The organism is Bacillus sp. LNXM12-1, assembly GCF_003004375.1.
Classification (GTDB): domain Bacteria; phylum Bacillota; class Bacilli; order Bacillales; family Bacillaceae; genus Bacillus.
The window spans coordinates 299,760-312,731 of record NZ_PVWX01000001.1; the positions used below are offsets into that span (position 1 = coordinate 299,760).

12 protein-coding genes are annotated in these 12,972 nt (G+C 42.5%); all 12 read left to right on the forward strand.

Features of this window, described 5'->3' with window-relative positions; genetic code table 11:
- Positions 1 to 39: 39 nt before the first annotated feature.
- The 12 genes from C6Y07_RS01530 (at position 40) to bcbE (ending at position 12,917) form a co-directional block, all read left to right on the forward strand.
- Positions 40 to 312, forward strand: a complete 273-nt coding sequence (locus tag C6Y07_RS01530) for a YlmC/YmxH family sporulation protein (RefSeq protein ID WP_106038838.1) — start codon at positions 40 to 42, stop codon at positions 310 to 312.
- 123 nt (positions 313 to 435) lie between these two features.
- Entirely contained in the window at positions 436 to 1,338 is a 903-nt protein-coding gene (dpaA, locus tag C6Y07_RS01535; protein ID WP_003212195.1) for a dipicolinic acid synthetase subunit A, read from the forward strand.
- Positions 1,335 to 1,928 carry a dipicolinate synthase subunit B gene (gene dpaB / locus C6Y07_RS01540; RefSeq protein ID WP_060596299.1) on the forward strand — a complete coding sequence of 198 codons (594 nt, stop codon included), beginning with the start codon at positions 1,335 to 1,337 and terminating at the stop codon, positions 1,926 to 1,928. The genes dpaA and dpaB overlap by 4 nt, the downstream gene beginning before the upstream one ends.
- Positions 1,929 to 2,067: 139 nt before the next feature.
- Complete coding sequence (gene asd / locus C6Y07_RS01545) at positions 2,068 to 3,087, forward strand: aspartate-semialdehyde dehydrogenase (protein ID WP_034662256.1); 1,020 nt, start codon at positions 2,068 to 2,070, stop codon at positions 3,085 to 3,087.
- Between the two features lie 92 nt (positions 3,088 to 3,179).
- On the forward strand, positions 3,180 to 4,394 hold the full coding sequence (dapG, locus tag C6Y07_RS01550; protein ID WP_034662253.1) for an aspartate kinase: 1,215 nt from the start codon (positions 3,180 to 3,182) through the stop codon (positions 4,392 to 4,394).
- A 30-nt stretch (positions 4,395 to 4,424) separates the two neighbouring features.
- Positions 4,425 to 5,291 (forward strand): 4-hydroxy-tetrahydrodipicolinate synthase, encoded by an 867-nt coding sequence (dapA, locus tag C6Y07_RS01555; protein WP_044142095.1) that lies wholly within the window; start codon positions 4,425 to 4,427, stop codon positions 5,289 to 5,291.
- Positions 5,292 to 5,462: 171 nt separating this feature from the next.
- On the forward strand, positions 5,463 to 7,130 hold the full coding sequence (gene rnjB, locus C6Y07_RS01560; RefSeq protein WP_060596304.1) for a ribonuclease J2: 1,668 nt from the start codon (positions 5,463 to 5,465) through the stop codon (positions 7,128 to 7,130).
- Between the two features lie 119 nt (positions 7,131 to 7,249).
- Positions 7,250 to 7,978, forward strand: a complete 729-nt coding sequence (locus C6Y07_RS01565) for a ClpP family protease (RefSeq protein ID WP_034662249.1) — start codon at positions 7,250 to 7,252, stop codon at positions 7,976 to 7,978.
- Positions 7,975 to 8,211: a YlzJ-like family protein gene (locus C6Y07_RS01570; RefSeq protein ID WP_060596305.1), complete on the forward strand. Its 237-nt coding sequence runs from the start codon at positions 7,975 to 7,977 to the stop codon at positions 8,209 to 8,211. Before C6Y07_RS01565 ends, C6Y07_RS01570 begins: the two co-directional genes overlap by 4 nt.
- Before the next feature lie 110 nt (positions 8,212 to 8,321).
- Positions 8,322 to 10,694 carry an FtsK/SpoIIIE family DNA translocase gene (locus C6Y07_RS01575; protein ID WP_060596307.1) on the forward strand — a complete coding sequence of 791 codons (2,373 nt, stop codon included), beginning with the start codon at positions 8,322 to 8,324 and terminating at the stop codon, positions 10,692 to 10,694.
- Between the two features lie 165 nt (positions 10,695 to 10,859).
- Complete coding sequence (locus C6Y07_RS01580) at positions 10,860 to 11,585, forward strand: GntR family transcriptional regulator (protein WP_060596309.1); 726 nt, start codon at positions 10,860 to 10,862, stop codon at positions 11,583 to 11,585.
- A 102-nt stretch (positions 11,586 to 11,687) separates the two neighbouring features.
- Positions 11,688 to 12,917, forward strand: coding sequence for a bacillibactin exporter BcbE (gene bcbE / locus C6Y07_RS01585; protein ID WP_223254136.1), 1,230 nt, complete (start codon positions 11,688 to 11,690; stop codon positions 12,915 to 12,917).
- Positions 12,918 to 12,972 lie beyond the last annotated feature (55 nt).

Here is a 12,972-nt window from a genome sequence, read left to right on the forward strand (position 1 = left end):
GTGGCTGCATATATGATACGGAAGGGAAGTGATGCGATTTTGAGGCTAAGTGAGCTGTCAGGAAAAGAGATCGTCGATATCAAAAGAGCGGAGCGGCTTGGCGTGCTTGGACAAACCGACCTTGAAATCAATGAACTGGACGGTCAAATAACAGCACTCATCATACCTTCGGTGAAGTGGTTTGGCTTTCGAAAGCAAGGAAATGACATCCGCGTCCCGTGGAATCACATTCAAAAAATAGGATCAGATATGATCATAATCGATGTGCCTGAAGCACTTCAGCCACCCGGAGAAAAAGAGCATCCATCATAAATGGGTGCTCTTTTTCTTTTCTCTCTCCGATTTGTTCACAGGCTGAATCCTCTCCTCATATGCTAGAAGGGAGATTCAGAAAATATTACAGACTTTTTTAAATAAAGAAGGTGAACGGTCAGTATGTTGAGCGGTTTAACGGTTGCGGTGATCGGGGGAGATGCAAGGCAGCTTGAAATTATTCGCAAGCTGTCACAGCAGCATGCCAAAGTGTTTTTGGTTGGATTTGATCAGCTGGATCACGGATTTATTGGGGCTGAAAAGCTAAAAATGTCAGAACTTCCATTCGAACAGGTAGACAGTATGATCCTGCCAGTATCAGGGGCAACGGATGAAGGTGTTGTCGCGACAGTTTTCTCAAATGAACAGGTTTTACTAGAAGCAACATATTTAGAAAGAACCCCTGCCCATTGTACCTTGTACTCAGGTATTTCTAATACGTACTTAGACAATCTGGCAAAGCAGGTGAACCGAAAACTTGTGAAGCTGTTTGAGCGAGATGATATTGCCATATATAACTCTATTCCAACAGTTGAAGGGATTATCATGATGGCCATTCAGCAAACGGATTATACGATTCATGGATCACGTGTTGCTGTCCTCGGGCTCGGAAGAACAGGACTCACCATTGCCCGCACATTTCGGGCACTCGGTGCGGACGTAAAAGTAGGGGCAGCAGATACAGCGCATTTAGCGCGGGCCTTTGAAATGGGACTCGATCCATTTTCAATGGACCGGTTAAAAGAAGAAGTAACGGATGTAGATATCATCATCAATACCATTCCAAGCCTTGTATTAGATTCATCTGTCATCGTCAGTATGACACCAAAGACACTCATTTTGGATATCGCCTCCCGCCCAGGGGGAACAGACTTTGACTTTGCACAAAAACACGGAGTGAAGGCGCTTCTTGCACCAGGACTCCCGGGAATTGTTGCACCAAAGACAGCAGGGCAAATCATTGCAAAAGTGCTTTCTGGGCTCTTATGTGAACTTGCAGAGGAAAAAAGGGGGATGGAATCATGACAACATTAAAAGGGAAAAGAATCGGCTTTGGCTTAACTGGTTCCCACTGTACGTACGAAGCTGTTTATCCGCAAATCGAAGCACTTGTAAAAGAAGGAGCAGAAGTGCGTCCAGTGGTGTCATATACGGTCCAGAGTACGAATACAAGATTCGGAGATGGGGCTGACTGGATTGAGCGGATTGAGAAGCTGACTGGTTTTAAGGCGATTGACTCAATCGTGAAAGCAGAGCCGCTCGGACCTAAGCTGCCACTTGATTGTATGGTCATTGCTCCATTAACAGGGAACTCGATGGCGAAATTCGCAAATGCCATGACAGACAGCCCTGTTTTAATGGCTGCAAAAGCAACCATTCGAAATCATCGTCCTGTCGTTTTAGGAATTTCAACAAATGATGCGCTAGGCTTAAATGGTACAAATCTGATGAGGCTGATGTCGACAAAGAATATTTTCTTTATTCCATTTGGCCAAGATGATCCATTTAAAAAACCGACCTCCATGGTCGCAAACATGGATTTGCTTTCTCAAACAGTAGAAGAGGCGCTCCAGCATAGACAAATTCAGCCGATTTTAATTGGAGCAAACGAATAATAGATTCACTAGAAAATCATGAAAGATTCAAAAAAGATGCTTCAAGCCTTGCTTTTCTATGGTAAAATAAAATGTAAAAAGTCATAGGATGGCCATCCGAAAGAAAAGAATCATGGATGGGTCGGAAGGAGTTTTACTGATGGGAAGAGGATTGCATGTAGCTGTAGTTGGAGCGACTGGAGCTGTCGGTCAACAAATGTTAAAAACACTAGCTGACAGAGATTTTGAAATGGATACACTGACTCTACTATCCTCAAAACGTTCTGCTGGAACAAAAGTGACATTCAGAGGTCAAGAGTATACCGTTCAGGAAGCAACACCTGAAAGCTTTGAAGGAGTGAACATTGCATTATTCAGTGCTGGAGGAAATGTTTCCAAGGCGCTAGCTCCTGAAGCAGTCAAACGAGGTGCGATTGTTGTAGACAACACAAGTGCTTTTCGTATGGACGAAAACATCCCTCTTGTCGTACCAGAGGTAAACGAAAAAGACTTGCATGACCATCAAGGAATCATTGCAAACCCTAACTGTTCAACGATTCAAATGGTAGCGGCATTAGAACCGCTTCGTCAGGCGTATGGCATGAAAAAAGTCATCGTGTCCACTTACCAAGCCGTATCAGGTGCAGGACATGAAGCCATTGACGAACTATACAGCCAATCACAAGCCATTTTAAATAAAGAAGATGTAAAGCCGGAAGTCATGCCTTATCAAATTGCATTTAATGCGATTCCGCAAATTGATAAATTCCAAGACAATGGCTATACATTTGAAGAAATGAAAATGATCAACGAAACGAAAAAAATTATGCATATGCCAGAGCTAGAAGTAGCGGCAACATGTGTGAGACTTCCAATTGAAACAGGACATTCAGAATCTGTCTACGTCGAACTAGAATCAAATGACGCAACAGTTGACGACATTAAGTCAATTCTTAAAGATGCACCAGGCATTACACTGCAAGATGATCCGTCTCAGCAAATTTATCCAATGCCTGCAGATGCTGTTGGAAAAAACGACGTATTTGTCGGCCGCATTCGGAAAGATTTGGACCGTCCAAACGGGTTCCATATGTGGATTGTATCTGATAACCTGCTAAAAGGCGCTGCATGGAACTCAGTTCAAATTGCAGAAAGCTTAAAAGCATTAAAATTAGTTTAACATTCAATGGATGATGAGGACGAACAGAAGAGAGTTAGGCATCTTTCGCCTGCTCTCTTCTGTTACGTCAGAATGAACTTGGAGTGAAAACAGTGAAAATAATTGTCCAAAAATTTGGCGGTACATCTGTCAAAGATGATCAAGGTAGAAAAAGGGCACTTGCACATATCTTATCGGCAAAAGAGAAAGGCTATAAGTCGGTTGTCGTCGTTTCCGCAATGGGACGAAAAGGCGACCCTTATGCGACAGATACGCTGCTTGGTCTGCTTTATGGCAGCGCGCAGCATATGACAAATCGAGAAAAAGACTTGCTCGTTTCCTGCGGAGAGAATATTTCAGCTGTTGTGTTTTCAAGTATGCTGAATGAAAACGGGCTAAAGGCTGTAGCAATGACAGGCGCACAGGCGGGCTTTGTGACAGATAAGGAGCATACGAGTGCGAAAATTATTGATATGAAGTGTGAACGTCTCGAGGCGGCACTGTCTGAACATGATGTTGTCGTTGTTGCTGGGTTCCAAGGAGCTGCGAAAAATGGGGACGTGACCACAATCGGACGAGGCGGCAGTGATACGTCCGCAGCTGCTTTAGGTGCTGCATTACAGGCAGACTTCATTGATATTTTTACAGATGTAGAAGGCGTCATGACAGCAGATCCCCGCATTGTTGAAAATGCAAAGCCGCTCAGAGTCGTGACATATACGGAAATTTGCAACCTTGCATATCAAGGGGCGAAAGTCATTCACCCGAGAGCTGTCGAAATTGCGATGCAAGCAAAAGTACCAATGAGGGTCCGTTCAACATACTCTGATGATGAGGGCACACTCGTCACGTCACACTACTCAGATAAAATGAGCCATGATGTGTACGACCGCCTCATTACGGGTATTGCACATGTCAATGATGTGACGCAAATCAAGGTCCCGGCAAAAGAAGGGCAGTACAGCGTCCAAACAGAGGTCTTCAAGGCTATGGCTAACGCACAAATCAGTGTCGACTTCTTCAACATTACACCGAGTGAGATTGTGTATACAGTGACAGGTGCAATGACTGAAAAGGCAACATCGATCCTAAAAGATCTTGGCTATACGCCAATTGTGACAACAAATTGTGCAAAAGTATCAGCTGTTGGCGCAGGCATCATGGGTGTACCAGGTGTCACATCTAAAATTGTATCGGCTCTATCCGAGCAAAACATTCCGATTTTACAATCGGCTGACAGCCATACAACCATTTGGGTGCTAGTGAACGAAGAAAACATGAGAGCGGCTGTCAATGCCCTGCACGAAGTGTTTGAACTTTCAAGATAAATGTGATTGAATCATGATGAGGTGAAAAAAATGAATTTCGGAAATATCGCAACAGCTATGATTACACCTTTTGATAAAAAGGGCAACATTGATTTCCAAAAGCTATCAATTCTCATTGATTACTTATTAAAAAACGGCAGTGACTCTTTAGTCGTTGCAGGGACAACAGGCGAATCGCCAACTTTATCGACTGAAGAAAAAGTCGCTCTTTTTCAGCAATCGGTGAAATTAGCAAATGGTCGTTGTAAAATCATTGCAGGAACAGGCAGTAATAATACAAATGCGTCTATCAAACTAACGAAAAAAGCAGAAGAAGCGGGCGTTGATGCAGTGATGCTTGTCGTACCTTACTACAACAAGCCATCACAGGAAGGCATGTATGCACACTTTAAAGCCATTGCCGAGTCTACATCTCTTCCTGTCATGCTTTACAATGTACCAGGGAGAACGGTTGCGTCATTAGCCCCAGAAACAACCATTAAACTTGCGCAAATACCTAACATTGTCGCGATCAAAGAAGCAAGCGGTGATCTTGATGCCATGACAAAAATCATTGCAGAGACACCAGAAGATTTCGATGTATATTCAGGTGACGACAGCTTAACACTTCCAGCTGTATCTGTTGGTGCAAAAGGAGTGGTCTCTGTGGCGTCTCATATCGTAGGGCTTGATATGCAGCAAATGCTGAAAAGCTATGCTTCAGGTCAAACGGCCAATGCCGCATTGATCCATCAAAAGCTGCTCCCAATCATGAAACAGCTTTTCACAGCGCCAAATCCAACGCCTGTCAAAACAGCTCTTCAGCTGAAAGGACTAGATGTCGGATCTGTTCGTCTTCCGCTTTTACCTTTGTCAGAAGAAGAGAGACTGGATTTAAGCAGCGTCTTAAACAGCTGATCAAAACAAAAGATTTCGTAAGCGGTCATTCTCAGATGTCCCTGAGTATGACCGTTTTTTATACATAAACACTTTCTTAAAATGTGACTTCATCTTGTTTTCTAAAATTAGATTCAGTTATAATAGCATTAAGCGATGATGGACGGGCTTGAGACTAGGAGGATAAGAATTTTGAAAAAGAAAAATACAGAGAACGTAAGAATTATTGCACTGGGAGGCGTTGGAGAAATCGGGAAAAACCTATATGTCATTGAAATTGATTCCGACATATATGTGGTAGATGCAGGCTTGATGCATCCAGAAAACGAAATGCTAGGCATTGACGTCGTTATTCCTGATATCTCTTATTTAACAGAACGTGCTGATCGGGTGAAAGCAATTTTTCTTACCCACGGACATGATGAAGCAATCGGAGGCGTATTCCATTGCTTAAGCAAATTGTCTGTACCAGTTTACGGAACGAAGCTGACCCTTGCGTTACTTCGAGAAAAATTAAAGCAGTATGGCTTCAATCAAAAAGCTGATTTACGTGAGGTACATGCGAAATCAGTCATTACGTTTGAAACAACAAAGGTATCATTCTTTAGAACGAATCACAGCATCCCTGATTCAGTTGGGATCAGCTTCAAAACCTCTCTTGGTTCAATCGTATGCACAGGTGATTTTAAATTTGATCAAACCCCAGCGCTTAACCAAGCCTGTGACATCGGAGAGATTGCGAAAATTGGAAACAATGGCGTTTTAGCACTACTTTCAGACAGTGCCAATGCTGAAAAACCAGGTTATACACCTTCTGAGGCGCTCGTCCAAGACGAAATCTCAAATGCGATGTACAATGCTGAAAATCGAGTAATTGTCGCTGTATCTTCATCGAACATTAACCGCGTGCAGCAGATCATTAATGCAGCGAATCAAAATGGCCGTAAGCTTGCCGTAGCAGGGAAGAATATGATGACGATTCTTCAGCTGGCGATCAAACTTGGTTATGTCACAGCAGACGAAGAATTATTTGTACCAGTTCAAGAAGTGAAGAAAATGGCGAAAAACGATGTGGTCGTCCTCACAGCTGGAAGCCACGGAGAGCCTCTTGCTGCTTTAACAAAAATGGCAAAACAAAATCACAAACAGCTTCATATTGAAAAAGATGACACTGTTGTGATTGCATCTACACCTCTTCCAGGACAAGAACTCACATATTCAAAAACAGTGGATTTCCTCACAAGAAGCGGCGCACAAGTCATTTTTGCGCAAAAACGTGTGCATGTCTCTGGACATGGCTGCCAAGAAGAGTTAAAGCTGATGCTGAACTTACTAAAGCCAAAGTATTTAATTCCGGTGAATGGTGAATATCGTATGCAAAAAGCACATTCTCGTATTGCTGAAGAAGTGGGAATGAAACGAAGTGACATTTTCTTGATTGATAAAGGGGATGTTGTGGAGTTTAGAGGACAGAACGTAAAAATCGGTGAAAAAGTTCACCAAGGCAATATTTTGATCGATGGTCTTGGCGTTGGTGATATCGGGAACATTGTGTTACGCGATAGACGCCTATTGTCTCAAGATGGTATCTTAATTGTCGTTATTACGCTTGATAAACAAAAGAAACAATTAATTTCTGGACCTGAAATCATCACAAGAGGATTTGTGTATGTCAGAGAATCCGAAGAGCTGATTGTAAAAGCGACAGAAATGGTCAAAGGAATTGTCAAAGAGCAAACGGAAAACTCAATTGTTGAATGGTCAACATTGAAACAATCCATGCGCGACGTACTTAATCAATTCCTATATGAAAAAACAAAACGTAAGCCGATGATCATTCCAATTATTATGGAAGTGTGATGAGAAAGCCCAAGGAGCATAAGCTCTTTGGGCTTTTTTGATGTGGCGCTAGGAATGCGGATTGAATACGGCCTTCTTGTTCATAATAGAAGGAGAGTTTGAGGAAAGGATGGAGACAAATGGACGAAAAGAATGAACAGCAGCCTGAGCGAAAGCCAGAAGAAAAAGACAGCATTATGAGCAAAATACAGCAGCTTGGTGAAACAGCCATACCACAGCTGCCGCAAGATACAAATATACATTGCCTTACCATTATTGGACAAATTGAAGGCCACATGCAACTTCCGCCACAAAATAAAACAACCAAATACGAACATGTCATTCCGCAAATCGTCGCAGTTGAGCAAAACCCGAAAATTGAAGGTCTTTTGATCATCTTAAATACAGTAGGCGGCGATGTTGAAGCGGGACTAGCGATTGCAGAAATGCTTGCATCTTTATCGAAACCGACTGTATCGATTGTACTTGGCGGCGGCCACTCTATTGGTGTCCCGATTGCTGTATCGTGTGACTATTCCTATATTGCAGAAACAGCCACGATGACCATTCATCCTGTGCGTTTAACTGGTCTAGTGATTGGTGTCCCGCAAACCTTTGAATACTTAGATAAAATGCAGGAAAGAGTCATTAACTTTGTAACAAGCCACTCCAATATTACAGAAGAGAAGTTTAAAGAGCTCATGTTCTCAAAAGGCAATTTGACAAGAGACATTGGAACAAATGTTGTTGGTCATGAGGCAGCAGAATACGGACTCATGAATGAAGTAGGCGGCGTAGGACAAGCGATTAAAAAGTTGAACGAACTGATTGGAGACAGGGCATCTCAAAATGAGGGGCTGATCCAATGATTTTATATACACCTATGCCATATGAAGCCATTTACGCGGAGGAACAAGGAGATCGCAAACTTCAACAGGTAAACATCCAAGGCGTGCCAGTTATGGTTGAAATGAAAGAGGATGAAGCAGAAATTGTTCAAGTCATGAGTACCAATCCAATGGACTTTCTGAATCAAGAGCTTGCACCAGGCAAGCGATTGAAGTTACAATTAGGCACCAATCAAACCGACTCATATGAATGATTCTATGCTATAATAAAGGGAAAACTTACAACAAGATGCAGCCAAAACCAGGCTGCTTTCTTTCTGATCTTTCGGTAGGTTATATTTTCTTTCGTAGTAAGGTGATGAGTATGGCTAAAAAGAGAAAACGGAAAACGAGAAAAAAACAAAATAAACAGCTAAAACTGAAATATGAATTAAATGGGTTAGTCTGTATTGCCATAGCGATCATTGCCATTTTACAGCTAGGCGTCGTTGGACAAACCTTCGTACATTTATTCCGATTCTTTGCAGGTGAATGGTTCATTCTCTGCCTTATCGGATTATTTCTTTTTGGCGTGACCATCTTCTGGAAAAAACAAATCCCAGATATGTTGACAAGGAGAAAAGCAGGGCTATACTGCATCATTGCGAGTATCTTGCTTTTGTCTCATGTGAAGCTCTTTCAGCACCTCTCATCTGCGGGCGCGATAGGCTCTCAAAGTGTGATGAGAAATACATTTGAGCTTTTCTTGATGGACATGAAAGGTGAGACTGGGTCGCCTGATTTAGGAGGCGGCATGATCGGTGCCGTATTATTTGCTGCTTCTTATTTCTTATTTGCACAAGCAGGCTCTCAAATTATGGCAATCGTTCTGATGCTGATTGGAATTGTGCTGATTACAAATCGTTCTCTTCAAGAAATGGTGAAAAAAGTGACACTGCCTGTCTCACAATTTATGGTGAAGCAGTGGAAAGCGTTTGTTGAAGATATGAAAGGAATCAGGCAGGCGAAAAAGAGCGCGCCCCCTCAAAAAACAGGTGAAAAGAAAAAACGGTCTCGTATTCAGAAAGAGGACGATGATGATCAGATCTTGATCGAAGAGGAAACGCCGGTTTCTGACAATAGCCAGCCGATTATCTCAAGCTTTGCTGACAGAGATGACATTCTCACCCCGCTCGTTCAAAAAGAGCAGGTGGCAAAAGAGACAGAGCCTCTTCAAGAGTCTGTGCAAAATGCACCGGTTCCATCAGATTCTGCTGATGAACCAAAAGAGGCGCCGCCGATGACATTTACTGAACTTGAAAACAAAGATTACGAATTGCCGTCACTTGATATTTTGGCAGAGCCGCAGCACTCAGGGCAGCAAACAGACAAGAAAAATATATACGAAAATGCAAGAAAGCTTGAAAAAACGTTTCAAAGCTTTGGTGTAAAAGCAAAAGTTACACAGGTCCACTTAGGACCGGCGGTCACCAAATATGAAGTCTATCCAGATGTCGGCGTGAAGGTAAGTAAGATCGTCAATCTAAGTGATGACTTAGCCCTTGCTCTCGCAGCAAAAGACATTCGGATTGAGGCGCCGATTCCTGGTAAATCAGCCATCGGTATTGAGGTTCCTAATGCAGAAATCGCGATGGTTTCTTTAAAAGAGGTATTAGAATCAAAGCAAAATGACCGTCCAAACGCCAAGCTGCTGATTGGACTGGGCCGAAATATTTCTGGTGAAGCTGTGCTGGCTGAAATGAACAAAATGCCGCATTTACTTGTAGCAGGCTCGACTGGAAGCGGAAAAAGTGTGTGCATCAATGGTATTATCACAAGTATTCTCATGAGAGCGAAACCTCATGAAGTGAAAATGATGATGATTGATCCGAAAATGGTTGAACTAAATGTGTATAATGGCATTCCGCATCTGCTCGCTCCCGTTGTAACGGACCCTAAGAAAGCCTCCCAGGCACTTAAAAAAGTAGTCAGCGAAATGGAGCGCCGCTATGAATTATTTTCTCATACGGGGACAAGAAATATTGAAGGATACAATGATTACATTAAACGAATGAATCAATCAGAAGAGGCCAAACAGCCAGAACTTCCTTATATTGTCGTCATTGTAGACGAGCTTGCAGATTTAATGATGGTCGCTTCCTCTGATGTAGAAGATTCCATTACAAGACTTTCGCAAATGGCTCGTGCTGCCGGGATTCATTTAATTATTGCTACACAAAGACCTTCTGTCGATGTCATTACAGGTGTCATTAAAGCCAACATCCCATCTCGCATCGCCTTTAGCGTGTCCTCGCAAACAGATTCAAGGACGATCCTTGATATGGGTGGCGCAGAAAAACTGCTGGGCAGAGGGGATATGCTGTTTCTACCGGTAGGTGCAAACAAACCGGTTCGTGTGCAAGGCGCCTTTTTATCAGATGAAGAAGTGGAGCATGTCGTTGATCATGTGATCACCCAGCAAAAAGCACAATATCAAGAAGAAATGATTCCAACTGAAGAAACGCAGGATCAGCTTACAGCTGTGGATGACGATTTATATGATGAAGCAGTGGAACTCATCATCGGCATGCAGACGGCTTCTGTCTCTATGCTTCAAAGAAGATTCCGCATCGGCTATACCCGAGCGGCCCGCCTGATTGACGCAATGGAAGAGCGAGGCGTTGTCGGCCCTTATGAAGGAAGTAAACCGAGAGAAGTCCTGCTCTCAAAAGAACAATATGACGAGCTCTCTTCATAAATCGAAGAGAGCTTTCCTAAAAAAGAAGTAAACGATAGTATGATTATGTTAACTGGAAGTCAGACTATTTATTTATTTGCAAAAACATGATATAGTTGTGTTCAACTTATCTCGGAATAGAGATTTCTCATCTTATCATTTGCATTGATTAGACGGAGGGAAAACATGTCGACCAAAACAGACAATCGCCATTTATATTTGAAAGTGATTGACCGTATTAAAGAAGATATACAAACAGGCGTATATGCAGAAAAAGAAAAGCTGCCTTCTGAGTTTGAGCTCTCAAAGCTTTTAGGCGTGAGCAGAGCGACACTGCGTGAAGCCCTTCGTGTATTAGAAGAAGAGAAGTATTTAATTAGAAGGCATGGTGTGGGAACGTTCGTCAACTCTAGACCACTCTTTTCAACAGGCATAGAACAGCTGGCAAGTGTCACGAAAATGATCGAGCAGGTCAATATGACGCCTGGTACCATCTTTTTATCCTCGCAAGAAGGGGAGCCAACAGAGAATGATGTGATTCGTTTTCAGTGTGATGAATCTGATGAGATTTTTTCAATGGAACGCGTTCGAACGGCAGATGGACAGCCAGTGGTATATTGTTTAGATAAAATTCCGGTCAAGCATCTTCCCGCTTCTTTTACACATGAAGAAGAGTCTCTTTTTGAGCTGTTTGGAAGAGAACCACACAGCGGGATTAAATATGCAGTTGCTGACATCGAACCAATCGGCTACCACGATCAGGTTTCACCGATACTCGAATGTGACCCTGAAACAGCATTATTATTACTGAAACAAATGCACTATGATCAGGATGATCAGCCGGTCTTATACTCGCTTAATTATTTTCGAGCGGATAAATTCAGCTTTCATGTGATACGTAAACGATTTTAACAAGCAGTCGCTTCCATAAGCGGTTGCTTTTTGTTTGCCCATACATAATACCCGTAAAACTTGCCACACTAATACGTAACAGTATATAGAATTGGGTGAATGATGTTGGGCGAGAAAACAGTCAGTAAAAAGAATATTATTGCATTATCATCAGTGCCTCTAATCATGACACTTGGGAACTCGATGTTAATACCTGTATTGCCAGAGATAGAAAAGACACTCTCCATCACTTCCTTTCAAGTCTCCCTCATTATTACGGTATACTCTGTTGTAGCGATCTTATGTATTCCAATCGCCGGCTATTTATCGGACCGAATCGGGCGTAAAAAGGTACTCCTGCCGTGTCTGTTAATCGCAGGTCTTGGTGGGGCTGTGGCAGCAGTTGCCTCAACGATCATGAAAGAACCCTACATGTGGATTCTATTTGGAAGGGTCCTTCAAGGTGTTGGCTCAGCCGGGGCAGCACCTGTCGTGATGCCGTTTATAGGAGATTTGTTTCATGATGATGAAGAAGTAAGTGCGGGACTTGGCGCCATCGAAACCTCTAACACAGCTGGAAAGGTATTAAGCCCGATTATTGGGGCGCTTCTGGCTTCATGGTTTTGGTTTGTGCCGTTTTGGTTTATTCCGTTCTTTTCAATCATCAGCTTTCTCATGGTACTGTTCATGGTAGAGTCCGCGAAAAAAGAGGAGGACCCGCCTACATTCAAAGAATTTTTAAAATCAACAAAGACCATTTTTAAGCATGAGGGACGCTGGCTTTATGCCATTTTTGCAATTGGCGGTTTTATTATGTTTCTTCTTTTTGGTGTGCTTTTTTACTTATCTGATAACCTAGAGGCAGCTTATCAAATTAAGGGTGTCAAAAAAGGGCTCCTGCTTAGTATCCCGCTCCTTTTTCTATCCATCAGTTCATACATTGCTGGGAAAACGATTGGAAAAGAAAAAGGGAAAATGAGAATCTTTATAATCATAGGCATGGCCTTGTTATCACTTTCCTATATGTTTTTATGGTGGAATCACAGCTTTTACGTATTGTTTATCTGTTTAAGCATTGGCGGTGTTGGCATCGGTATTGTACTGCCTGCACTTGATGCCCTGATCACAGAAGGAATCGAAAAAGAGCAGTGCGGAACCATTACGTCATTTTACAGCAGTATGCGTTTTATCGGTGTCGCTTTAGGACCTCCGATTTACGCCTATCTCATGGATAAAGGGGACTCCATCGTTTTTATTCTCTCGACCATTTGCAGTCTTATTTCACTATTTTTGGTCCTCTTCTTCATCCAGCCAGATGAAAAGGATGAAAGTGAACAATTAAAAACGGTTTAATCTAGAAAAAAGACGGTATTTTGCCATCTTTTTTCTTTTTTATAAATTGACATGT